Source organism: Streptomyces sp. NBC_00207, assembly GCF_045160965.1.
Classification (GTDB): domain Bacteria; phylum Actinomycetota; class Actinomycetes; order Streptomycetales; family Streptomycetaceae; genus Streptomyces.
This window is the reverse complement of sequence record NZ_CP130715.1, coordinates 7,146,175-7,169,664: the sequence shown is the minus strand read 5'-3', so window position 1 is coordinate 7,169,664 and position 23,490 is coordinate 7,146,175. Positions and strand designations below refer to the sequence as shown.

The window sequence follows — 23,490 nt, the reverse complement described above, 5'->3', positions numbered from 1 at the left end:
CTCCATCGTCGGTGTCGCGGTCTGTCGGGGGTCGGGGGTCGGGGGTCGGGGGTCGGGGGTTCAGGCAAGGGACCGGAGGCCCGGCATGTCGTCGGGATCGTCCCACAGGAGCACCAACTGGTCTTCCCCCGTGGGAGGTTGGCGGGCGGCGCGCACGGCTCCCACAGGAGCGTCCGGGGCGCTCGCGGCGGCGCTCGCGGCTGCCGATGCGGCGCTCGCGGCCCCCCGGCGCACCTCCCGCACGCGCGCGGGCAGGGCCAGTACGTCGAGCGCGCCGGGGTCGGGGCGGCCGTCCGGCCCGGCCGGCGCGAGCAGGTCGAGGAGCGCGGGCGCGGGCAGGCCGCCCCCGCGCCGCCACACCGCCACCGGGACGCCGCCTTCGAGCACGGCTTCCAGCAGTCCGGCGTGCGGCGCGGCCGTGGTGTGCGCCAGGACGCAGGCGGGCTCCGGCCCCTCGGCCAGTTCCATCCCGAGCGCGTCCGTGACCCCGGAGTCCTCCACCACCCGGACGGCGTCGGGGTGCCGGCCGCCCTGGGCACACAGCCAGCGCCAGGAGGTGTGCCATTCGGCCCGGGTGTCCGTCCGCTCCTGCGGGCAGCGCACCACCACCTGGTGGAGCAGGCCGAGGGCGCGGGGCCGGCCGGCCGGGCCGCGGGGCACCGGCCACTGGTCGAAGTCGGCGTCCAGCAGCTCGTAGGGCACATGGAACTCGATGCGGTCCACCGCGCCGTGCGTACGCCGCCCGCTCTCCCCTCCGTCTGCCGACGCCCCTGCGATGAGGGCCAGTTGGCGTACGAGCTCCTCCCGTACGGTGTCCAGCCGGACCGGTGCGCCCTCCGACTCCCATATGTGCTCGGCGCGTTCGCCGTGCAGCCACATCCGGGCCAGGTGGCCGGGCCCGCCGTCCGGTGGCGCCTCCAGCCGGACGTGCACGACGGTCCGGCGCGGCGCGGGCGGCGGCGGGGGCACCGCGGGCAGGACGAGGCGCGCGCGGGTGGCGTGCACCCAGTCCCGCAGCCGGGCCGCCCAGTCCGCGTCGCCCGCCGCGGCGGCCCGGTCCGCGAGGAACCGTACGAACGGCACGACCAGCGGCATCCCGCCGCGCCCGCCCTGGCGCTCGTCCAGGTCCTGGACCACCTCCAGGAGGCTGTCTCCCGGCAGGCCGCCGCGCACCGGGGTGGTACAGCCGGCCACTTTGAACGCCCACGCGTAGGCCTCGTGGGCACAGCGCGGCAGCTCGCGGCCCTCGAAGAGTGCGCCGAGCCCGTCCCAGGCGGGCTGGTCGAGCCGGGCGGCCCGGGGCAGCCGGGGTCCGGGCAGGCCGTCGTCGAGGAAGGAGCAGGCGTCCCAGTCCCGGTCCACGAGGAACTGCGGCAGCTGCCAGCCCTCGCCGCGTTCGCGCAGTTCCTGGAAGGCGCGGTGGATGCTGAGGGCGGCGCCGGGCAGTCCGCTGACGCTCTCGCGCACGTTGCGCTGCCCGAGTTCGCCGAGCAGGGCCTCGGTGAACCGGCCGGCGCCGCGCTCGGCGTCGTTCTGCGCGGCCTCGCCCTCCCGGGAGGCGTAGAGCCGGAACTGCCGGCGGCCCGGCACCGAACTGCCGCCGCCGTAGTCGGTGGTGCCGAAGTTCCAGCGGGCGTCGCGGGGCGCGTCGACCCGGCAGGAGTCCACGAGGGCGGCCTGGAGCGGGAAGCGCCGGGGTTTGACCAGGTCGGTCCGCCACCAGCGCAGCGCCGAGTCGAGGTTGAGGTGCCTGATCTGGCCGCGGCGGGCGTCGGCGCAGGGCAGCATCAGCTCCTGGCGCGGGCCGAGGTAGCCGTGTCCCGCCCAGAAGATCCACAGCAGGTCGCCGTCGCACTGTGGGAGTTCGTCGAGCAGCACCGCTTTGACGTTCTCCTCGGTCGCCGGGCGGTACGCCGTCCGCAGGGCGGCCATGGCCGGGGTGTCCGGCCAGTCGAGGGCGTCCGGAGCGTCGAGCGGGGACAGCAGCAGCCGGACGTTGCCGGGCGGCACCTCGGCGGGTCCGGTCAGCCAGCGGGCGAAGCGCAGGGCGTCGCGGGCCGGACCGCGCAGGTTCCAGCGGTGGCTGATGTCGTAGCGCTCGATCCCGGCGACGAGCGCGAAGGTGCGCCGCGGCCCGAGGGCCGGGGGCAGGAAGTCGGCGGGAGTCACCCGATCTCCGCCTCGGCCACCGCCTGTTCGATCCGCTCGTAGAGGGAGTCCTGTTTCCAGTAGGCGCTGTGGCAGGCCGGGAAGGGCTGGCGGCTGCCGACCTCGTGGTCGGTGACGCGCGGGTCGCCGGGGAAGACCGGTCCGGCGAGGTAGGAGAGCACGTCCTGGCGGTCGTAGACGTTGAGCCAGCGCGGGAAGCCGTACGGGAGCTTCGCGCCCGGTTCGAGCGCGGTCAGCGCGCCGAGCTCGTGGAGGAAGGCGGCCTGGGAGCCGACGGTGACGAGCAGTTCCGCCCCGGGGACGGCCTCGCCGCGGGCAGCGGCGAGGGCGAGGAGGTCCACCAGGGCGATCCCGCCGAGGCTGTGGCCGATGAGTACGGTCGGCCCGGGGCCGGCGGCGATCCGGGCGTGCAGGAACGTGCGCAGGTCGTGGCCGCGCGCCTGGTAGCGCAGGATGTCGCCGAGCGCGGGAGTGGCGCCGACGGTGAGGGAGCCGCGCCAGGCGTTGAGCAGGGGCTGGGTGGTGACGCGCAGGGCGAGCCGTCCCAGGACGGCGGCGGCGCGGGCGCCGGGCACCCGGGCGTCGCCGCCGAGGCGGGTGGTGAGCAGCTCGACGAGGCGGTCGCGTTCGGCGCCGGTGCAGTCGGCCTCGGCTCCGGCGCGGGCCAGGGCGGCGGCGGTCACGGCCCGGGCGAGCGCGGTGGCCACCTCCCGGGCCTGCGGCTCGCCGGCGGCGCGTTCCCCGGCGCGGGCGGCCTCGGCGGAGCGGGCGGTGGATTCCAGGGCGGCGGCGAAGCCCTCGGCGAGACCGGTGCCGTGCAGCAGTGCGCCGAGTTCGTCCCCGGCCCGGGGCGGCGCGGGCGGTAACGCGGCCAGCGACCCGAGCACCCGGGCTCCGGCGGTCTGGACGCCGGGCATCGCGAAGCCGTCGTCTTCCGCGTCCCCGCCGTCCCGGCTCTCCCAGCCGGCCTCGGCCAGGACGCGCAGTTCGCAGAGCGGGTCGGCGAGCAGGAGCGCCCACTCGGCCGTCTCCGCGTCCACGGGGTCGGGTTCGGGCTCCCGACCCGGCCGCCGCAGCCCGGGGACGGACCGGCCGCCCGCGCCGAGGTTCGCCCCGAACCGGTCGCCCCAGTAACAGGATTCGACGGCCGCGTCGGGGAATCTCGCCGTCAGCCGCTCACGGACCAGGCCGAAGAGCCGGTCGTGCCGCTCGCGCCGTACCCCCGTGCCGTGGACAAACAGAAAACGCATCGCCGCCCCGCCCCCCTCGTACAGTCGCCCCCGCCCGCACCATAGCGCCGTGCGGGTAACAAGGGGCATGGAAAGGGGAGTTCGGGACGCCGGCGGCTCGGCGGCTGCGGCTCAGCGGCCGCGCGGCACCACCGTCGCCAGGACCTGGGGCAGCGGGTACCAGTCGGCGGAGGCGATCGAGGCGTGGTGGCCGGCGAGGAGCGCGAGGCGGTCGCGGGCCTGCGCCTCGGTCGGCCGGGTGGAGTCGATGGCGGGGGCGACGCTGTGGGCGTCTGTGGCGATCAGCAGGTAGTGGTTGCGGTCGTACCAGCCGGTGTCGACGGCGCCTCCGGCGTAGGCGCTCGCATCCCCGTCGAAGATCACGAACCAGGGGCGCAGCGACGCGTCGGCGTAGCGGGCGCGCGGGTCCCCCGCCTCGGCCCGGTGCACGGCCGGGAAGGCCGCGGCCTGGCCGAGGCGGCCCTGTGCGGCGAGGGAGCGCAGGTGGGTGGCGTACTCGCGGTCGGTCCACAGGGTGTCGGAGGCGTTGCCCTCCTCCACGGTGCCGGGGATCAGTTCCACGATGAACTTCCCGGCCAGGGCGGCGCGGCCGGGCCAGGCTCCGGCGCGGGCGGCGGTGTCGAGGTCGGGGTGTCCGGCCGCGAGCGTGCCGGGGCGGTAGACGGCGTCGCCGAGCTTGCCGGTGAGCAGCGCGTCGAGGTCGGCCGGGCCGCGCCCGAGGTTGGCGGCGAAGCCGTCCTTGAGCTCCAGTTTGAGGACGACCGGGCGGTGGCCGGGGTGGGCGTCGTGCCAGCTGCGGATGTCGGCGAGGCAGCCGGCCAGGCTCTGGTTGCGGCTCTTGGTGCGCAGCTGGGCGGGGGTGGTGGCGTTCTCGCAGTTGTTGTCGTTGCCGAAGGGGTTGTTGTGCGAGACCCGCCACGAGCTGCCGAAGAAGTTGGTCCACACGTCGAGTTCGAGCATCGCGGCGCCGGAGTCCAGCGCGTCCGCGAAGTACGGGTACTTGGCCTTGTCGTAGGCGTTGTGCACGCCGACCCCGGTCGATCCCGCGTACGGGAGGTCCTCGGCGGCCCCCGCCGGGGACGCGAGGGCCGGCGCGCCGCCCGACGCACCGGCCGGAGCGGTGCCGAGCGCGAGGGCCACGACCGCCGACAGGGCGGTCACCGCACCCGCCGTCCGCTTCCGCAATCTCATACCCTGGCTCCTGTCGATCAAGGTGGGGTTGCTCAAGTCGCCTGGAGCGTAGGGCGGTTGCGTGGCCCGCAGAAGACCCGGGGATGACACGCACACGACAACACGGTCGGCTGTGAGCACGGACACGTCCGGTTCCCGGAACCCGCGCCGCCGTCCCCCCATCGAACGAAGAGTCAGAAGCGTCGGTGGGGTGGGAGTACCAGATGGTCAGCAGGGTTCACGAGCGGAACCGGGGGCGGGAGCGGGGGCGGGGCGTACGGGGCCCCGTACTCGTCGGCCTGCTCTGCACCCTGGCCCTCGCGGGCCTCGGGTACACCGCCTGGGAGCTGCGCGGCATCGCCGCCAACCGCGCCGACGGGGATCCCGCCCGCGGCACCTACCAGCAGGACCCCGAGCGCGCCGACAAGACGGCGGCAGCCGTGCTGGACGGGATCGTCCGGGAGGCCACGGAGCCGCCGACGGACGGCAAGGCCTTCACCGACGGCGCCGGCCCGGTGAACTGGCGGACCGCCGGATGGAGCCCCTCCGATCCGCTGGAGGCCCGGCCCGCCCCCGCCGAGCCCGCGATCGGCGCGCTCTTCTCCCCCGGCCCCGACGGCGACCCCGACCACCACTGCTCGGCCGTCGTGGTCCACTCCCCCGGCGGCGACCTCATCGCGACGGCCGCCCACTGCGTGTACGGCGGCGGGTTCCGCACCAACCTCGCCTTCGCCCCCGGCTACCGGGACGGCGTGGCCCCGTACGGCGTCTGGGTGCCCACCCGGATCGACGTCGACCCGCGCTGGACCGAGGGCCAGGACCCCGACCACGACATCGCCTTCCTCCGGCTGCGCCGGCCCGGCTACCCCGGCCAGCGGCTGGAGGACGTCACCGGCGCCCAGACCATCGCCTTCCGGCCCCGGCTGCCGGCGCCCGCACGGCTCGCGGGCTACCCGAACTTCTCCGAGCAGCCGCTGGAGTGCCGCAACACCGCCGTCGCCGCCGGGCCGACGCAGCTGCGGCTGGACTGCGCGGACGTACCCGACGGAACCAGCGGCGGCCCGGTGCTGACCGACGGCCGCACCCTGATCGGGGTGATCGGCGGCCGCGACGGGGGCGGCGACGACACGACCTCGTACAGCATCTACTTCGGCGACGACACCAAGGCCCTCTACGAGCGGTCCACCAGGCCCTGACCCGCGTCGCCGCGAGGAATCACAAAGGATCTTTCTAGAAAGGTCTTCCAGTTCCGCGATCTTGCTAGGCTCGGTGGCGCAGATTCCGGACAGCACCACGCACACCGACGGGACCGCAGCATGACTCCCAAGCAACAACGCGGCGAAGCCACCGTCGACCTCCTCCTGACCACCGCACTGCGGGTGTTCGCCGAGTCCGGGCAGCAGGGCTTCACGGTGAACGCGGTCGTCTCGGCCAGCGGGGTCAGCCTCGGCAGCCTCTACCACCACTTCGGCAGCTTCGACGGCCTGGCCGCCGCGCTCTACATTCGGTGCATGGACATGCTGTGCGACGACATGGTCGCCGCCCTCACCCGGTGCCGCACGGCCCGGACCGGGGTGCGGTCCTGGGTGGCGGCTTACCTCGCCTTCACCCAGGAGCACCGGGACGTGGCACTGTTCCTGCACGCCTCCGCCTACTCCGGCTACCTGGTGGCGCACGCCGAGGAGATCGGCGCGGCCAAGGCCGAGAAGTTCGCGGCCATCATGCAGTGGCTGGGGGTGCGCATGGAGCGCGGCGAGATCGCCCCCCTGCCGGCCCCGGTGATCGAGGTCCTGGTCATGGGCCCCCTCGCCGAGGCCGCCCGCCGCTGGCTGTCCAGCACCTACGAGATCGACCTCACCGAGGCCGCCCGCTACCTCCCGGACCACATCTGGCGCTCCCTGAGCCCCGACCCGGCCTGACCGTCCCGTGGCAGCAGCGCTCGCCCCGCAGCGGCTGGTCGAGCAGGTCGTGGCTTCGACGAGGCGGCAGCGCTGCTGCCCGGCTTCGACCGGGCCTCCCCCGCCGGGATGACGGTGATCGATCCGCTCCACGGCTGAATCCACGGCGGACCCGGCCGGGGCGGCGGGCGTGGCGTGGAGATTTGTGCGGGTTGTCGGGTGATGATGGCGAAGTGCGACTTGATCACGTGTCCTATGCGGTGGCCCGCGACAGCTTCGTCTCGACCGTCCAGTGGATCGGATCGGCTCTCGGCGCCGGCTTCGTCGACGGGGGCGTGCACCCACGATTCGGCACCCGCAATTTCATTCTCCCGCTGAGCGGCGGCACCTTCGTCGAGGTCGTCACCACGCTCGACCACCCCGCCGCCGACCGCGCGCCCTTCGGCCAGGCGGTTGCGCGCCGCGCCGCCGAGGGCGGCGGCTGGCTCGGTTGGGTGGTCTCCGTCGACGACATCGCCCCGGTCGAGGCCCGCCTCGGCCGCACCTCGGCCGAGGGCCACCGTGTCCGCCCCGACGGGTTCGACCTGAGGTGGAAGCAGATCGGCCTGCTGGAACTGCTGGAGGACCCGGAACTGCCCTACTTCCTTCAGTGGTTGGTCCCCGTCGAGGAGCGCCCGAGCGCCGACCCGCGCACCTCCACCACCATCCACGGGGTCTCCATCGCCGGCGACGCCGCCTCCATCGCCGACTTCCTCGGCGAACCGGCCGACCACCCCCTCGACCAGATCGACGTCACCTGGGTCGAGGATGAGGAACCGGGCCTGGTCTCGGTCGAGTTCGCCACCGCCCACGGCCCGGTCACGATCTGACCAGGGCCCGACCGCCCCGCGGGAGCAGCCGGCTGTCTGCAACACCCTTCAGGCCTGAAGGGTCCGGACCTGGGGCGGGTCGTGGTGGGGTGGGTAGGCGGTGGCCGTCGGTGTGGTCGGCAGGTGCCACTCGGACAGGACCCGGACCACCGTGCCCGGGCTGAGCAGGGCGTTCGGCGAGGTCGACAGCGACAGCACGCCGAAGAAGCGGCTGGAGACGGCGGGGTCGGTGTTGGCGCCCACCATCACGCGGGACATGTAGCGCTGCAGGATCCGGGTGGCCCGGTCCGCCGGCGGGCCTTCCGTCTCCGCGTACCGCAGGTCCTCGCTGGTGGCGATCTGCCAGGCCACCTCCGACGCGGCCACCGTCCGGCGCTGGATCCGCCGGGCGGCCGCCGGGACGTCCCGGGGCGCCAGGTCGCGGATCTCCTTGCGCAGGACGTCGGCCGCGAGTGCCGCCACCGTCATCCCGTGGCCGTACACCGGGTTGAACCGGCAGGCCGCGTCGCCGAGCACGACGAAGCCCGCGGGCCAGCGGTCCATGCGCTCGTAGTGGCGCCACTCGTTCGCCGTGGCGCGGAACCCGGTGGCCGAGGAGAGCGGTGTGACCCCGCGGATCGCGTCGTGGAGCGCCGGGCTGCGCAGGCTCCGGGTGAAGTCGAGGAACCCGTCGTCGTCGGTCGGCGGGGCGTGTTCGCCGTTGCCGATGAGTGTCACCAGCCACCGGCCGCCGTCCTGAGGGACGAGCACCGCCCCGCGCGGGACGTCCGGGCGGCCCTGTACGTACATCCCGTGCCAGCGCCGCGCGGGATCCTCCGGCACCTCGAAGTACCGGCTGGAGTAGCCGAGGCGGGAGTCGTACCGGGTCACCTGCGGGGCCGCGTGCCCGAGGGCCGCGAGCCAGGCCGGGGCCCTGGAGGTCCGTCCGGTGGCGTCGACCACGAACCGCGCGGCCAGCGGGTCACCCTCGCGGAATTCCACGCCGGTCACCGAACGGCCGTCCGGCGCGCCGACGAGCCCCGTGGCCGGGCTGCCGGAGCGGAGCCGGATCCGCTCGTCCCGCAGCACCTCCCGGCGCACCGTCCAGTCGAGCAGCTCCCGGCCGGCCACGAGCAGTTTCGCCCCCGGCACCCGGTGGAACCGAACCAGTCGGCCGGGCTCAGCCAGAGGAAGTCCCCGGGGCTGTCCAGCAGGAACGCCCCGCCCGCCAGCAGCCGCTCCGTGACCCCGGGCAGCAGGTCCTCGATCAGTTACACGCCCCGCGACCACAGCACGTGCGCGTGCCGGGACTGCGGCAGCCCCGGCCTGAACGCCGGCGCGTCCTCGGGCAGTTCGTCCCGCTCGACCAGGGTCACGCGCCCGAACCGCTCCGCGAGCACCCGCGCCGCCAGCAGGCCGGCCACGCCCGCCCCGAGGACCACCGCATGGTCCTGGACGTCTGGGTGGTTGTCCGTATCGTCGTCGCTCATGCCGCCGAGTCTCCAGCGCGGGCGGCGCCCGGGTCAGGCCCGGGCCGGGGCGCCCGGAGGCGCCCCGGGGGCGGACGGACTCATACCGGGGGCGCCCGCGCGGATCAGCGCGGCAGGGATGCGTACGAGACTCCCGTGAGCTTCTCGGAGGCCGCCCAGAGCAGTTCGCCGGACGTGTCGTCGAGGGTCCACTTCGCCCGCCAGGACGGTGCCGGCGCGCCGCGCCAGCCGAACCGCGGGCCGATGAACGCGTCCTGCCCGACCCCGGGCGCGGTGGCCGCGTAGAGGGTGGGCAGCGCGCCTGCCGAGGTGGGCTGGGCGACGACCGCGTTGCCGAAGGCCGCCACGCGCGAGTTGAGGGTCGGGCCCTCCAGCTTCGACGCTCCGGAGTGCAGGTTGCTGGAGGCGTAGCCGGGGTGGGCCGCGGCGGCGGTGATCGCGGAGCCGGCGGCGGTGAAGCGGCGGCCCAGCTCGTGCGTGAAGAGCAGGTTGGCGGTCTTGGAGCGGCCGTAGGCGACCCAGCGGCGGTAGCCGTGTTCGCCGGAGAGCGCCTCCAGGCCTCCGTCCTCGGCGTCGATCCTCCCCAGTGCGTGGAAGCCGCTGGAGACGTTGACGATCCGGGCCCCGGGGTCGGCCGCCCGGAGCCTGGGCAGCAGCAGCCCGGTGAGGGCGAAGTGCCCGAGGTGGTTGACCCCGAACTGCGTCTCGAACCCGTCGGCGGTCCGCCCGTACGGCAGCGCCATCACACCGGCGTTGTTGACCAGCAGGTCCAGCGAGGTGCGCCGCTGACCGTACGCGGCGGCGAACTCCCGCACGGAGGCCAGGTCGGCGAGGTCCAGTGGTATGAACTCCACCTCGGCACCGGGCACTTCGGCGCGCAGCCGGACCACCGCGGCCCGCCCGCGCGCCGCGCTGCGGCAGGCCAGCACGACCGAGGCGCCGCGCCGTGCGAGCTCTCGGGCGGTGACGTAGCCGATCCCGCTGTTGGCCCCGGTGACGACGGCGGTCCGGCCGCTCTGGTCGGGGATCTTGCTGGCGTTCCAGCCGGGCATGGCGGCTCCCTCGGGTCGCGGTGGGTTACCGAGGGTAGACCCAGGCGTCGTGAAGGTGTCACGAGGGCGTCGCGAAGGCGTCGCGAGGGGCGTTGTGAAGGCATCGCGAGGGTGGGCGTGGGTGGCGGATCCGCAGGCCAGTAGGCTGCGGGTCCGCCGTCTTTCCCCTTCCCGTCCCCGAGGTAGCGCGCAGTGAGCTCCGCACCGCCCCCCAGAACCGTGACGGTCGTCGGCCTCGGCGCCGACGGCTGGGCCGGTCTCGCCGCCGCCGCGCGGGCCGCATTGTCCTCGGCCCAGGTGCTGATCGGCGGGCCGCGCCAGCTGGACCTGCTGCCGGCCGGGGAGTGCGCCGGTGAGCGGGTGGCCTGGCCGAGCCCGCTGCGGCCCGCCGTGCCGAAGCTGATGGCCGAGCACGCGGGGCGCCGGATCGCGGTGCTGGCCAGCGGCGATCCGATGTTCTACGGGATCGGCCGCGCCCTCGCCGAGGAGCTCGGGCCGCAGTCCCTGCGGATCCACCCGCACCCGTCCTCCGTGTCGTACGCCTGCGCCCGCCTGGGCTGGCCGGTGGAGGACACCGAGGTGATCACGGTGGTCGGCCGCCCGGTGGCCCGGCTCGCGGCCGCGCTCCACGACGGGCGCCGGGTGCTGGTGCTCAGCGCCGGAGCGGCGTCCCCTGACGAGATCGCTGCTCTGCTTCGAGAGCGGGGCTTCGGCCCGAGCCGGATGCGGGTGCTGGAGCAGCTCGGATCCGAGCGCGAGGACGCGTACGAGGGCCGCGCCGACAGCTGGGACCGCGCACCCGGCGACCCCCTGAACGTGGTGGCCCTCGACTGCCGCCGCGATCCGGCCCACGCCGCGCCGCGCCTCGGCGCGACCCCCGGCCTCCCCGACGCCGCGTACGAACACGACGGACAGCTCACCAAGCGCCACGTCCGGGCCGCGACGCTGTGCGCGCTGGCCCCGGCCCCCGGCGAGCTGCTGTGGGACATCGGCGGCGGCTCCGGCTCCATCGGCATCGAGTGGATGCGCACGCACCCCTCGTGCCGGGCGGTGGCCGTGGAGCGCGTACCGGAGCGGGCCGCGCGGATCGCCCGTAACGCGGCGGCGCTCGGCGTACCGGGCCTGCGGGTGGTCGTCGGCGCCGCGCCGGAGGCCCTCGACGGACTCCCGGCCCCCGACGCGGTGTTCATCGGCGGCGGGCTGACCGCGCCGGGCCTGCTGGACGCGGCCTGGGCGGCCCTGGCCCCCGGCGGCCGCCTCGTCGTCAACACCGTCACCCTCGAATCGGAGGCGGTCCTCGCCGACCGCTACCGCCGCCACGGCGGCGAACTGGTGAAGCTCGCGGTCGCGCACGCCGTGCCGGTCGGCGGTTTCACGGGCTGGCGGCAGGCGATGCCGGTCACCCAGTGGTCGGTGACGAAGCCTGCCGAGCCGGCCACCGCATCCAAGGAGAAGGATCGAACATGACCGTGTACTTCATCGGTGCGGGCCCCGGCGCCGCCGACCTGATCACGGTGCGCGGTGCCCGGACCCTGGCCGCCGCCCCGGTCTGCCTGTACGCGGGCAGCCTCGTGCCGCGCGAGCTGCTCGCCGAGTGCCCGGCGGACGCCCGCCTCGTCGACACCTCGCAGCTGAACCTCGACGAGATCATCGCCGAGTGCGTACGTGCCCATGCCGCGGGCCAGGACGTGGCGCGGCTGCACTCCGGCGACCCCTCCGTCTTCAGCGCCGTCGCGGAGCAGATGCGCCGGCTCGACGCGGCCGGCATCCCCTACGAGGTCGTGCCGGGCGTACCGGCCTTCGCCGCGGCGGCCGCCGCCCTCAAGCGGGAGCTGACGGTGCCCACCGTCGGCCAGACGGTGATCCTGACCCGCATCGCCCAGCAGGCCACCCCGATGCCGCCCGGCGAGGACCTGGCCACCCTGGGGCGCAGCGGCGCGCTGCTGGTCCTGCACCTGGCCACCCGCTACGTGGACCGGATCGTCGACGAGCTGCTGCCGCACTACGGGGCCGAGTGCCCGGTGGCGGTGGTGGCGATGGCCAGCCGACCCGACGAGCTGATCCTGCGCGGGACGTTGGCCGACATCGCCGCCCAGGTGAAGGAGGCGGGCCTGGTCCGCACCGCCGTCATCCTGGTGGGCCGCACCCTGGGGGCGGAGCAGTTCCGGGACAGCCACCTGTACTCGCCCGAGCGCGACCGGCATGTCTGCTGAACCGCACGTCCTCCCTGCCCACCACGTGCTGATCCTCGGCGGTACGACGGAGGCCAGGCAGCTCGCGGAGGCACTGGCACTCGACCCCTCGGTCCATGTGACCACCTCGCTCGCGGGCCGGGTGGCCTCGCCGGTGCTCCCGCCCGGTGACACCCGCATCGGCGGCTTCGGCGGCATCGCGGGCCTCGCGGGCTGGATCGTCGCCCACGACGTCACGCGCGTCGTCGACGCCACCCACCCCTTCGCGGAGCGGATGAGTTTCCACGCCTCCGAGGCGGAGGCGCTCACGGGCGTCCCGCTGCTGGCCCTGCGGCGCCCCGGCTGGACGCCGGAGCCCGCCGACGACTGGACCTTCGCGGACTCCCTCGCCGATGCGGCCGCACTGCTGCCCGGTCTCGGCACCCGCGCCTTCCTCACCACCGGCCGGATGGGCCTGCACGCCTTCGCGCACCTCACCGACACCTGGTTCCTGGTGCGTTCGGTGGACCCGCCGGACGCACCGGCGCCGCCGCAGCTCGAAGTGCTGCTCGCCCGGGGCCCGTTCACCCTCGACGACGAGCGGGAGCTGCTGGCCCGTCACCGGATCGACCTCCTGGTGACGAAGGACAGCGGCGGCTCGGCCACCGCACCGAAACTGGCCGCCGCCCGCGAGGCGGGCATCCCGGTCCTGGTCGTACGCCGCCCCGCGGTGCCGCAGGGTGTGGCGGAGGCGGATTCGGTGGCCGCGGCCCTGCGGTGGCTCGGGTCGGTGGGGTGAAACAGCCCGGGCCCGGAGGCGGTTCACCGCTCCGGGCCCGGTCATGCGCGCTCGGCCGCCGTCACGGGTAGCGGCGCGGGGTCCACGTGATCCGCGACCCGTCGGGCCGCTCGGTGACCTGCGTCTGCGAGGAGCCGATCAGCAGGATCGTCCTCATGTCGACCTCGGACGGCTCCAGTTCGGCGAGCGTGACGATCCGCACCGACTGCTCCGGCCCGCCCACGTCGCGCGCGACGACCACCGGGGTCTCGGGTGCACGCAGCTCCAGCAGCAGCTCGCGGGCCTGGGCCACCTGCCAGGTGCGGCTGCGGGAGCCGGGGTTGTAGAGGGCGAGCACCAGGTCGGCCGCGGCGGCCGCGCGCAGCCGCTCCGCGATGACCTCCCACGGCTTGAGCCGGTCCGAGAGGGACACGGTGGCGTAGTCGTGGCCGAGCGGGGCGCCGGCCGCGGCGGCCGCCGCGTTGGCCGCGGTCACGCCCGGCAGGACCCGTACGGGCACGTCCTTGTACTCCGCCTGCCCGGCCACCTCCAGGACCGCCGTGGCCATCGCGAAGACACCGGGGTCGCCCCCGGAGACCACGGCCACCCGCTGCCCGCGCCGGGCCAGGTCGAGCGCGAACTCGGCGCGCTCCGACTCCACCTTGTTGTCGGAGCCGTGCCGGATCTGGCCCGGCTTCACGGGAACCCGGTCCAGGTACGTGGTGTAGCCGACCAGCACCTCGGCGTCGGCCAGCGCGCGCCGGGTCTGCGGGGTGAGCCACAGTGGGCCCGCCGGGCCGGTGCCGACGACCACGACCTCGCCGGGCCCGGACGGCACGCTGCCCGGGTTGCCGATCCGGCTGGGCACCACGGCGACGGCGAAGTACGGCACGCTGGCCGCGTCGGTGTCGGCGAGGCGGCCCGTCCGCTCCCCCTCCATCGTGGCGCGCTCGACGTAGCGGGCCTCGGCGAGCCGGCCGCTGTTCTCCATCGCGCCCCGTACGGCGGGGAAGGTCCGGCCGAGCTTCATCACGACCGCCGAGTCGGTGGCGGCGAGACGGGCGGTCAGCTCCTCCTCGGACAGCGTGCCGGGAAGGATGGTGAGGACCTCCTCACCCTCCACGAGCGGGGTGCCGAGCCGGGCGGCGGCGGCGCTCACCGAGGTGACGCCGGGGATGACCTCGGTCTCGTACCGGTCCGCGAGCCGCTTGTGCATGTGCATGTACGAGCTGTAGAAGAGCGGGTCGCCCTCCGCGAGCACGGCGACGGTCCGGCCGGCGTCCAGGTGCGCGGCCAGCCGGGCGGCGGCGGCCTCGTAGAACTCCTCCATCGCCCCCTGGTAGCCGCCGGGGTGGTCGGTGGTCTCGGTGGTGATCGGGTAGACCAGCGGCTCCTCGATGTGCGTCTCGCGCAGGTGCGCCGCGGCGATCGAGCGGGCGATGGACCGCCCGTGCCGCGCGCTGTGATAGGCGACGACATCGGCCTCGCCGATCACCTGGACGGCGCGCAGCGTCATCAGGTTCGGATCGCCGGGCCCGAGCCCGACCCCGTACAGGCGCCCCTTGACGGCCTGGCCGGCGCTGTCGGCGCTCATTCGGCCACGCTCGCGATGGCGTTGACGGCGGCCGCGGCGATGGCGCTGCCGCCCCGCCGGCCGCGCACGATCAGGTGGTCGAGCCCCGAGGGGTGGGCGGCGAGCGCGTCCTTGGACTCGGCGGCGCCGATGAAGCCGACGGGCACGCCGATGACGGCGGCCGGGCGCGGCGCACCCTCCTCGATCATCTCCAGCAGCCGGAACAGTGCGGTCGGCGCGTTGCCGACGGCGATCACCGAGCCCTCCAACAGCCCGCGGTCGCGCCAGACTTCGAGGGCGGCGGCGCTGCGCGTGGTGCCCATCTTCGCCGCGAGGTCCGGCACCGCCGGGTCGGAGAGGGTGCAGATCACGTCGTTGCCGGCGGGCAGCCGCTTGCGGGTGACGCCGCTGGCGACCATCTGGACGTCGCAAAGGATCGGCGCACCGGCCTCCAGGGCCGCGCGGGCGCGCAGCACCACCTCGGGGGTGTACCCGAGGTCCTGCGGGAGGTCGGTCATTCCACAGGCGTGGATCATGCGCACCGCGACCTGGGCGACCGAGGCGGGCAGGCCGGAGAGGTCCGCCTCGGCGCGGATCGTGGCAAAGGACTGGCGGTAGATCGCGGCGCCGTCCTTCTCGTACTCGAACACGGTGTACTCGCTCATTTCTGCACTGAGTCGGGGAGGTTGTGACGTACGTGATCTGCGTGGCGGGCGTCCGCGAGGGCGGGGGCGAGCTCGTGCTCCGGTACGCCGCGCCGCGGTGCGCGGCCTTCGACGTGGAGGTCGTATCCGGCGGGGGTGGCGACCAGGTCCACCCAGGCGGAGCCGCGCGGATGCCCGCACCGTCGCTCGCAGCCGGACCAGTGCACGGCCAGCGGTCCGCGGGCCCGTTCCATGACGGCCTGCGCGTCGGCGCGCACGTCGGCCAGGGCCTTTGCGCAACCGGGCTTCCCCGTACAGGCGGTGACGGACCGCCAGGGACTGTCGGCCGTCGTGACCAGCCCTGCTTCCGCGAGGCCGGCGAGCGCGGCGGCGGCCTCGTGGCCGGGCAGTCCGGGGACCACGATCCCGCGCCAGGGAGTCAGCCGGACCCGGCCCGTGAGACCGGCGAGCCGACGCCACTGCGCGGTCGTGAGCCGCCCGAGCGGCGCGAGAACGGAAAGCGAGGCGGTGCCGTCGGCACCGGGCACGATGCCGGGCTCGGGCGTCGTGACGGACCCGGCGGATCGGGCCGACGGGTCCGGCGCCGCCAGGACGGCGGAGACACCGGCATCGGCCAGCCGTTCCACCAACCGGGCACCGGACAGGGTGTGTTCAGGAGGCAGCTCGGCCACCCGCCAGGCTCGCGTACCGGCCTGGCGAACGGAGTCGAGGAAGTACGCGGCGGCCGTCAGCGCGGCCCGCGGCGCGTCCTGCGAGGGGACGAGCACGGCCTCCCGCGGGTCCCCCGACCACAGCCGGGCCCGATCGTCCCCCTCCGGGACGAGGTTCACGTCCGCCGCGAGCGAGGTCACGTCACCGCGGCCGTCGTCGAGGGCGAAGAGGAACCGCCCGGACAGCCCGGCCGCCGCGTCGCTCGCGCAGAGCAGCGCGTCCAGCTCCGCCACCCAGGGGGACACGTCGGGCAGGCCCAGCCGGTCGAGGCCGGCGAGGGGCGAGGAAACGATGTTGCGGACCCGCTCGTGCGTGGGCGCGGGCAGCAGCCCGGCGCCCGCCAGGAGTTCGGCAAGTTCCCCGCCACAGCTCTCGCCGAGGCCGCGCAGCTGCACGTTGCCGCGCGAGGTGAGGTCGAGGTGGCCGTCGCCGAGCCGGTCGGCGGCATCGGCCAGCAGCCGCGCGGCGGAACCGTCGAGCATCCCGCCGGGAATCCGCACCCGCGCCAGGAACCCGTCGTCCGCCGCGTGCAGCCGCAGCGCGCCGGGGCAGGCGTCACCGCGGTCCCGTATGACGGGTTCGTCCCGCGATGCGGCGGAAGGGGACTGGGGCATGGCGGCGAGCATACCCACGATTCCCCTCCCCCGACCTGTGTCCGTCACCACCCCCACCAGCCACTCCACCAATCCGGCCAGACCCACTCCTCCACCCCACCCGACCAATCCGGCCCCGCCAATCCAGCCCGGCCCGGCCAAACCGGCCCAGCCCGGCCAAATCCAGCCCCGCCGGCGTTTGAGGCGCGGGGGCCCGGGGGCAGAGCCCCCGCAACGGCGCCGCACCCGCCCGGTACCCGCTCCAGCCCAGCGCAGCACAGCGCAGCGCAGCGGCCACGCGACCCGCCACCGCCCCGCCACCGATGCCACCCCCGCCCACCCCTAAGATGACCTTCCGGCGGACCACACGGCCCGCCGTCGCCGAGGACGGCGACATGGGAGGAAGCCCGGTGCGATTCCGGCGCGGTCCCGCCACTGTGAACCCGGCAGAGCCACATCGCCGGGCAAGTCAGGAACTCCCGCTGTCCTCACTGCCCGGGGCGCGGAAACCCCGAGGAAGGCCTGCCGCCGCATGATCCTGCTGCTGTCGACGTCCGACACCGATCTGCTCAGCGCCCGCGCCGCGAACACGGCGGACGGCCCCGTCCCGTACCGGTTCGCGAACCCCTCCCGCCTTCCCCTCGACGACCTCCCCGGCCTCCTCGACGGAGTCGACCTGGTCGTCGTACGCCTCCTCGGCGGCCTCCGCGCCTGGCAGGACGGCCTCGACCTGCTCCTGGCCCCCGGCCAGACCCGCCCGGTCGTGGTCCTGACCGGCGAACAGGCCCCGGACGCCCAGCTGATGGAGGCCTCCACGGTCCCGATCGGCATCGCGGCCGAGGCGCACGGCTACCTCGCGCACGGCGGCCCGGCCAACCTCGACCAGCTGGCCCGGTTCCTCTCGGACACCGTCCTGCTCACCGGCCACGGCTTCGAGCCGCCCGCCGCCGCCCCCACCTGGGGCCCCCTGGAGCGCGACGCGCAGCAGACCACCGGCACCGCCACCGGCGCCGCCGCCGACGCGGCCCCCAAGGTCGCCGTGCTCTACTACCGCGCCCACCAGATGAGCGGCAACACCGCCTTCGTCCACACCCTCTGCGAGGCCATCGAGGCGAAGGGCGCCCAGCCCCTCCCCCTGTACGTCTCCTCCCTGCGCACGCCCGAGCCGGAGCTCCTCCAGGCCCTGGAGTCCGTCGACGCGATCATCACCACCGTCCTCGCGGCGGGCGGCACCCGCCCCGCCACCGCCTCCGCCGGCGGTGACGACGAGTCCTGGGACGCCGGCGCCCTCGCCGCGCTCGGCGTGCCGATCCTCCAGGCTCTGTGCCTGACCGGTTCGCGTTCCGCCTGGGAGGAGAACGACGAGGGCCTGTCCCCCCTCGACGCCGCCACCCAGGTCGCCGTGCCCGAGTTCGACGGCCGCCTGATCACCGTCCCGTTCTCCTTCAAGGAGCTCGACGAGGACGGCCTGCCCGCCTACGTGGCCGACCCCGAGCGGGCCGCCCGCGTCGCGGGGATCGCCGTACGCCACGCCCGGCTGCGCCACATCGACCGCCGCGAAAAGAAGGTCGCGCTGGTCCTGTCCGCGTACCCGACCAAGCACTCCCGCATCGGCAACGCGGTCGGCCTCGACACCCCGGCCAGCGCCGTCGAGCTGCTGCGCACGCTGATCGCCGGCGGGTACGACTTCGGCCCCACCGAGGACATCCCCGGTCTGGTGTCCGGCGACGGCGACGAGCTGATCCGCGCCCTGATCGAGGCCGGCGGCCACGACCAGGACTGGCTGACCGAGGAGCAGCTGGCCCGCAACCCGGTCCGCATCCCGGCCGCCGACTACAAGCGCTGGTTCGCCGAGCTCCCGGCCGAGCTGCGCGACAGCGTCACCGAGCACTGGGGCGAGGCGCCGGGCAACATGTTCGTGGACCGCTCCGCGAACCCGGAGGGCGACATCGTCCTGGCGGCCCTGCGCCGCGGGAACCTGCTCATCCTCATCCAGCCGCCGCGCGGCTTCGGCGAGAACCCGATCGCGATCTACCACGACCCGGACCTGCCGCCCTCGCACCACTACCTGGCCGCGTACCGCTGGATCCAGGCGCGCGCGGAGGACGGCGGCTTCGGCGCCGACGCGATGATCCACCTGGGCAAGCACGGCAACCTGGAGTGGCTGCCGGGCAAGAACGCCGGCCTGTCCGCGGCCTGCGCGCCGGACGCCGCGCTCGGCGACCTCCCCCTCATCTACCCGTTCCTGGTCAACGACCCGGGCGAGGGCACCCAGGCCAAGCGCCGCGTGCACGCGACCCTGGTCGACCACCTCGTCCCGCCGATGGCCCGGGCCGAGTCCTACGGCGACATCGCCCGCCTCGAACAGCACCTGGACGAGTACGCCCAGATCTCCGCGATGGACCCGGCGAAGCTGCCGGCCATCCGCGCCCAGATCTGGACCCTGATCCAGGCGGCGAAGCTCCACCACGACCTGGGCCTCGAAGAGCGCCCGGACGACGACGGCTTCGACGACTTCCTGCTCCACGTCGACGGCTGGCTGTGCGAGGTCAAGGACGCCCAGATCCGCGACGGCCTGCACGTGCTCGGCGGCGCTCCGACCGGTGAGGCCCGGGTCAACCTGGTCCTCGCGATCCTGCGCGCCCGTCAGATCTGGGGCGGTACGACGGCCCTCCCGGGCCTGCGCGAGGCGCTCGGCCTCGACGAGTCCAAGGCCACCCGTACCTCGGCGGACGAGGTCGAGGCGCAGGCCCGCGCGCTGGTCCAGGCGATGGAGGACGCGGACTGGTCCCTCGACGCCGTGTCCTCGGTCGCCGCGGACCAGTCTCCGGAGGTCGTGGCGGTCCTGTCCTTCGCGGCCCGCGAGGTCGTCCCGCGCCTGGCCGGCACGACGGACGAGATCGCCCACGTCGTCGCGGCCCTGGACGGCCGCTTCATCCCGGCGGGCCCCTCGGGCTCCCCGCTCCGCGGCCTGGTCAACGTGCTGCCGACGGGCCGCAACTTCTACTCGGTCGACCCGAAGGCCGTCCCCTCCCGCCTCGCGTGGGAGACGGGCCAGGCCCTGGCCGAGTCCCTCCTGACCCGCTACCGCACGGACAACGGCGAGTGGCCCGCCTCCGTGGGTCTGTCCCTCTGGGGCACGAGCGCGATGCGCACCTCGGGCGACGACGTGGCGGAGGCCCTCTCGCTCCTCGGCGTCCGCCCGGTCTGGGACGAGGCCTCGCGCCGCGTCACGGGCCTGGAGCCGATCCCGCTGGACGAGCTCGGCCGCCCCCGCATCGACGTGACCCTGCGCATCTCGGGCTTCTTCCGCGACGCGTTCCCGCACGTCATCGGCCTCCTGGACGACGCGGTCCGGCTCGCGGCCTCCCTGGAGGAGCCGGCGGAGTCGAACTTCATCCGCGCCCACGCCCAGGCGGACCTCGCCGTGCACGGCGACGAGCGCAAGGCCACGACCCGTATCTTCGGCTCGCGCCCGGGTACGTACGGAGCCGGCATCCTCCAGCTGATCGACTCCCGCGACTGGCGCACGGACGCCGACCTCGCGGAGGTCTACACGGTGTGGGGCGGCTACGCGTACGGCCGCGGCCTGGAGGGCCGCCCGGCGCGCGACGAGATGGAGACGGCCTACAAGCGCATCACGGTCGCCGCCAAGAACACGGACACCCGCGAGCACGACATCGCGGACTCGGACGACTACTTCCAGTACCACGGCGGCATGGTGGCCACGGTCCGCGCCCTGCGCGGCACGGCCCCCGAGGCGTACATCGGCGACTCCACGCGCCCCGAGACCGTGAAGACGCGCACCCTGGTGGAGGAGACCAGCCGGGTCTTCCGCGCCCGCGTGGTCAACCCCAAGTGGATCGAGGCGATGCGCCGCCACGGCTACAAGGGCGCCTTCGAACTCGCCGCGACGGTCGACTACCTCTTCGGCTACGACGCCACGACGGGCGTGGTCGCGGACTGGATGTACGACAAGCTCACCGAGACGTACGTCCTGGACCCGACGAACCGCGCCTTCCTGGAGGAGGCCAACCCCTGGGCCCTGCACGGCATCGCGGAACGCCTCCTCGAGGCCGAGTCCCGCGGCATGTGGGAGAAGCCGGACCCCCAGATCCTCGAATCCCTCCGCCAGGTCTACCTGGACACCGAGGGCAACCTCGAGGGCGAAGGCGAGTAAGACCAACGCGAGAGGCCGTCCTCCCCAACCCTTCCGAGGCGGGGAGGACGGCCTCTCGCGTTGCCCGGCTAGGCCTTGACGGTCTGGTTCAGCGCGACGAGCGCCTGCGCCCAGCGCACGTACTTCAGCTGCCCGAAGTCGGCGACGGTCCTGACCCCGAACGCCTCGTGCAGCAGCTCGCCGTCCTTGTCGCTCACCCCTTTGAGCGCGGCCACGGGGGCCGCGAGCACCTCGGCGAGCGGCTTGTCGGCCCACGCCTTGTCGAGCACCTTGTCCAGATCAATAGCCACGAGTGTCCCTCCCGGAACGCCGAAACCAAATACCGTGACAAACCTAACCGAACCAGACATTCCCCCCAGACTCCGACACCCCGGCAACACCCTTGTCGGCTGCGCCGAGGGCGGCCCACGGAGGCCGCCTCCCCGCCCCGGGGAGGCGGCCTCCTCCGGTTCCGGGCGCAATCCCTCGAAGGGGGGCATCGACACCTCCGGGTGGTTCGAACGCCGGGTCACCGGGCGCGCCTTGGGGTTCGCAAGCGCGTCGCAACTGTGTGCGGACGTTCGTTCCCCCGCGGCCGTGACGCCGCTCTGAGCAGCCACGTTCTTCCGGCGTCAGTTCGCAGCCGCAGCGCCTCGGGAGGAATCTTGCGATCCGTGCACGTTCATGTGGTGTTCGACCCGACACCGGGCGGGGGTGGCCGCGCGTGAGGCTCCTCAAGCGGCCCGCGGCCGCCGAGCCCGCCGTCTCCGAGAGCGAGCGCCGGCTCTTCGGCGGGCCCCTGCGCTACGACGCCGGCTGGTCCAACCACGACTACGCCCGGCTGGAAGGCCGGCTGATCAGCACCCTGCGCTCCATGCCCCGCATGGTCGGCGGCACCCTGCGCCTCGCCTGGGACACCGACCGGCCCGCCCTGCTCACCGTCGCCGCCGCCGAGGCCGGGCAGGGGATCACCTCCGCCGTCGGGCTGCTCGTCATCAGCGAGGTGCTCCGTACGCTGCTCGGCGCGGGCAGCGCCGCCGACCGGCTGCACGCGGCCGTGCCCGCGCTCGCCGCCGGCGCGCTGGTCGCCGTACTGGGGGCCGTACTGGCCTCGCGGTCCACGGCGGCCGCCGGGCGGCTGGAGCCCAAGGTCGAGCGGGCCGCGCACGAGCAGTACCTGAGCGCCGCCGTCGCGGTGGAGCTGGAGGCCATCGAGGACGGGGAGTTCCGGCGGCTGCTGGACAGCGCGCAGTGGGGGCCGCCCTCCGCCCGCAGGACGGTGGGGGCCTGCGTGGCCACCCTCGGCGGGGTCATCTCGCTGGTCGCCACCGCCGGGGTGCTCACCGTGCTGCACCCGCTGCTGCTCCCCATGCTGCTGCTCATCGCCGCCCCGCGCGGCTGGGGCGCGATGCGGGTGGCGCAGCGCCGCTACCTGTCCATGATCACCTGGGTGGAGCACGTACGGGCCGCCCGGCTCATCGGCCAGCTGCTGATCTCCCGTACGTCGGCCCCCGAGGTACGGGTGCACGGCGTCGGCCGCTACCTCCTCGGCCACTACCGCAACATGGCCGAGGTCGCCGAGGGCGAGGCCACCCGCCTCGCCAAGGACAAGGCCGCCACCGAACTCCTCGCCGCCGCGCTCTCCGGCCTCGCCGCACTGATCACCTACGGGGCGATGGGCGCGCTCATCGTCTCCGGCCGGATGGACCTCGCCGTCGCCGGCACCGCCGTGATCGCCGTGCGCACCGGATCGGCGAGCCTGGGCGCGCTCGTCTCCACCACCAACACCCTGCACGAGGAGTCCCTGTACGTCCGGGACCTGGAGCGGTTCGTCGCCGAGGCGGCCCGCCGCGCCATCCCCTCCGGCGGGCTGCCGCTGCCCGAACGGCTCGCGGTGGTACGGCTCGACGACGTGGACTTCAGCTACCCGGACCGGGAGGAGCCCGCTCTCAGCGGGATCACCCTCACCATCGAGGCGGGCACCGTCGTCGCCCTCGTCGGCGAGAACGGATCCGGCAAGAGCACCCTCGTCAAACTCCTCGCGGGCCTGCACCTGCCCGACTCGGGGTCGTTGACCTGGGACGGCGTGGAGCTGCGGGACGCCGACCGGGAGCAGGTCTTCGACCGCGTCGCCCTGCTGACCCAGGACTTCGAGCGCTGGCCGGTGACCGCCCGTACCAACATCGCCATCGGCCGGCCCGGCGCCGAGGACCCGGACCGCGCCGCCGGTCCGGCCGCCGAGGTGGTCGCCGCCGCCCGGTACGCGGGGGCGGACCGGGTCGTCGAGAAGCTGCCGCACGGCTACGAGACCCTGCTCGCCCGGGTGTTCCGGGGTGCCTCGGAGCTCTCCGGCGGGCAGTGGCAGAAGTTCGGTCTGGCCCGCACCCACTTCCGCGACGCCCGTGTCCTCGTCGTCGACGAGCCGACCTCGGCGCTCGACCCGGAGGCGGAGATCGCCGCCTTCGAAAGCATCCGGGGCCTCGCCGGACCGCAGCGGGCGGTGGTCCTCGTCACGCATCGGATGTCCGGCGTGCGCTTCGCCGACGTCATCTACGTGCTGCACGAGGGCCGGCTCGTCGAACAGGGCGGCCACGAGGAACTGCTCGCCCTGGGCGGGCGGTACGCGGCGATGTTCCGGATGCAGGCCCGGCAGTTCGACGGTATCGCGGGCGGTACGGCAGGCGACACCGCAACGGGCACGGCAAGGGACACGGCAGGCGTCGGGGCAGCCGACACGGCAGACGGTACGGCCGGCGGGCCCGCGGCCGGCACTGCCGACGGCGCCGCGCACGACACGGCGGCGGCACCGCCCCCTTCTATCCCCCGGCAGGCCCCCGCGCCGCGCAACGGCAGGTCCATCACCTGAAGCGGTGAACTCCCCCTTATCCCGGCGGCACCACGGGTAGGGCACTGCTGATCTCGTGCGGGGGCCCGGAACGACCGGGCCCCCGCACCACGGACGA

Annotated in this window: 18 protein-coding genes and 1 riboswitch; of the genes, 8 read left to right on the top strand and 10 right to left on the bottom strand. The window is 74.6% G+C overall.

Going from position 1 to position 23,490, the window contains the following annotated elements:
• Positions 1-60: 60 nt before the first annotated feature.
• From OG472_RS33415 to OG472_RS33405, 3 genes are all read right to left on the bottom strand, one after another.
• Positions 61-2,169, bottom strand: coding sequence for a hypothetical protein (locus OG472_RS33415; RefSeq protein WP_405942346.1), 2,109 nt, complete (start codon positions 2,167-2,169; stop codon positions 61-63).
• Positions 2,166-3,419: a hypothetical protein gene (locus OG472_RS33410; protein ID WP_405942345.1), complete on the bottom strand. Its 1,254-nt coding sequence runs from the start codon at positions 3,417-3,419 to the stop codon at positions 2,166-2,168. The genes OG472_RS33415 and OG472_RS33410 overlap by 4 nt, the downstream gene beginning before the upstream one ends.
• Before the next feature lie 111 nt (positions 3,420-3,530).
• Complete coding sequence (locus OG472_RS33405; RefSeq protein ID WP_405942344.1) at positions 3,531-4,610, bottom strand: phosphatidylinositol-specific phospholipase C domain-containing protein; 1,080 nt, start codon at positions 4,608-4,610, stop codon at positions 3,531-3,533.
• A 203-nt stretch (positions 4,611-4,813) separates the two neighbouring features.
• Here OG472_RS33405 and OG472_RS33400 point away from each other — a divergent pair, with 203 nt between their 5' ends.
• The 3 genes from OG472_RS33400 to OG472_RS33390 all read left to right on the top strand — a co-directional run bounded on the left by OG472_RS33400 (position 4,814) and on the right by OG472_RS33390 (position 7,356).
• Positions 4,814-5,785, top strand: coding sequence for a trypsin-like serine peptidase (locus tag OG472_RS33400; RefSeq protein ID WP_405832594.1), 972 nt, complete (start codon positions 4,814-4,816; stop codon positions 5,783-5,785).
• 120 nt (positions 5,786-5,905) lie between these two features.
• Entirely contained in the window at positions 5,906-6,508 is a 603-nt protein-coding gene (locus OG472_RS33395; RefSeq protein WP_401612608.1) for a TetR/AcrR family transcriptional regulator, read from the top strand.
• A 212-nt stretch (positions 6,509-6,720) separates the two neighbouring features.
• Complete coding sequence (locus OG472_RS33390) at positions 6,721-7,356, top strand: VOC family protein (RefSeq protein WP_401612611.1); 636 nt, start codon at positions 6,721-6,723, stop codon at positions 7,354-7,356.
• A gap of 48 nt (positions 7,357-7,404) precedes the next feature.
• Here OG472_RS33390 and OG472_RS33385 read toward each other — a convergent pair whose 3' ends face one another.
• The 3 genes from OG472_RS33385 to OG472_RS33375 all read right to left on the bottom strand — a co-directional run bounded on the left by OG472_RS33385 (position 7,405) and on the right by OG472_RS33375 (position 9,877).
• Positions 7,405-8,487, bottom strand: a complete 1,083-nt coding sequence (locus OG472_RS33385; RefSeq protein ID WP_405942343.1) for an FAD-dependent oxidoreductase — start codon at positions 8,485-8,487, stop codon at positions 7,405-7,407.
• Between the two features lie 119 nt (positions 8,488-8,606).
• Positions 8,607-8,825 (bottom strand): FAD-dependent oxidoreductase, encoded by a 219-nt coding sequence (locus OG472_RS33380; RefSeq protein WP_405942342.1) that lies wholly within the window; start codon positions 8,823-8,825, stop codon positions 8,607-8,609.
• A 104-nt stretch (positions 8,826-8,929) separates the two neighbouring features.
• Positions 8,930-9,877 carry an oxidoreductase gene (locus OG472_RS33375; protein ID WP_401612620.1) on the bottom strand — a complete coding sequence of 316 codons (948 nt, stop codon included), beginning with the start codon at positions 9,875-9,877 and terminating at the stop codon, positions 8,930-8,932.
• Positions 9,878-10,069: 192 nt separating this feature from the next.
• Between OG472_RS33375 and cbiE the strand changes: the two genes are divergently transcribed.
• The 3 genes from cbiE to OG472_RS33360 are packed head-to-tail and all read left to right on the top strand — an operon-like array spanning position 10,070 to position 12,847.
• The gene (cbiE, locus tag OG472_RS33370) at positions 10,070-11,344 is read left to right on the top strand and encodes a precorrin-6y C5,15-methyltransferase (decarboxylating) subunit CbiE (RefSeq protein WP_405832589.1); all 1,275 of its coding nucleotides are present in this window, start codon (positions 10,070-10,072) and stop codon (positions 11,342-11,344) included.
• Positions 11,341-12,090 carry a precorrin-4 C(11)-methyltransferase gene (gene cobM, locus OG472_RS33365; protein ID WP_401612626.1) on the top strand — a complete coding sequence of 250 codons (750 nt, stop codon included), beginning with the start codon at positions 11,341-11,343 and terminating at the stop codon, positions 12,088-12,090. Before cbiE ends, cobM begins: the two co-directional genes overlap by 4 nt.
• Complete coding sequence (locus OG472_RS33360) at positions 12,080-12,847, top strand: cobalt-precorrin-6A reductase (RefSeq protein ID WP_405942341.1); 768 nt, start codon at positions 12,080-12,082, stop codon at positions 12,845-12,847. The genes cobM and OG472_RS33360 overlap by 11 nt, the downstream gene beginning before the upstream one ends.
• Positions 12,848-12,908: 61 nt before the next feature.
• On the opposite strand, the gene OG472_RS33355 is transcribed toward OG472_RS33360, so the two are convergent.
• From OG472_RS33355 to cobG, 3 genes are read right to left on the bottom strand one after another with little or no spacing between them, the layout of a single operon-like run.
• Complete coding sequence (locus OG472_RS33355) at positions 12,909-14,420, bottom strand: precorrin-2 C(20)-methyltransferase (protein WP_405942340.1); 1,512 nt, start codon at positions 14,418-14,420, stop codon at positions 12,909-12,911.
• Positions 14,417-15,064 (bottom strand): precorrin-8X methylmutase, encoded by a 648-nt coding sequence (locus tag OG472_RS33350; protein ID WP_078893060.1) that lies wholly within the window; start codon positions 15,062-15,064, stop codon positions 14,417-14,419. Before OG472_RS33350 ends, OG472_RS33355 begins: the two co-directional genes overlap by 4 nt.
• Positions 15,061-16,401: a precorrin-3B synthase gene (cobG, locus tag OG472_RS33345; protein ID WP_405943224.1), complete on the bottom strand. Its 1,341-nt coding sequence runs from the start codon at positions 16,399-16,401 to the stop codon at positions 15,061-15,063. Before cobG ends, OG472_RS33350 begins: the two co-directional genes overlap by 4 nt.
• 308 nt (positions 16,402-16,709) lie before the next feature.
• Positions 16,710-16,868, top strand: a riboswitch (cobalamin riboswitch).
• A 32-nt stretch (positions 16,869-16,900) separates the two neighbouring features.
• Here cobG and cobN point away from each other — a divergent pair.
• Positions 16,901-20,548, top strand: coding sequence for a cobaltochelatase subunit CobN (gene cobN, locus OG472_RS33340; protein ID WP_405832584.1), 3,648 nt, complete (start codon positions 16,901-16,903; stop codon positions 20,546-20,548).
• A 68-nt stretch (positions 20,549-20,616) separates the two neighbouring features.
• On the opposite strand, the gene OG472_RS33335 is transcribed toward cobN, so the two are convergent.
• Positions 20,617-20,898 carry a hypothetical protein gene (locus OG472_RS33335; RefSeq protein WP_405832583.1) on the bottom strand — a complete coding sequence of 94 codons (282 nt, stop codon included), beginning with the start codon at positions 20,896-20,898 and terminating at the stop codon, positions 20,617-20,619.
• A 353-nt stretch (positions 20,899-21,251) separates the two neighbouring features.
• On the opposite strand from OG472_RS33335, the gene OG472_RS33330 reads away from it, so the two are divergent.
• Complete coding sequence (locus OG472_RS33330) at positions 21,252-23,393, top strand: ABC transporter ATP-binding protein (RefSeq protein WP_405832581.1); 2,142 nt, start codon at positions 21,252-21,254, stop codon at positions 23,391-23,393.
• Positions 23,394-23,490: the final 97 nt, after the last annotated feature.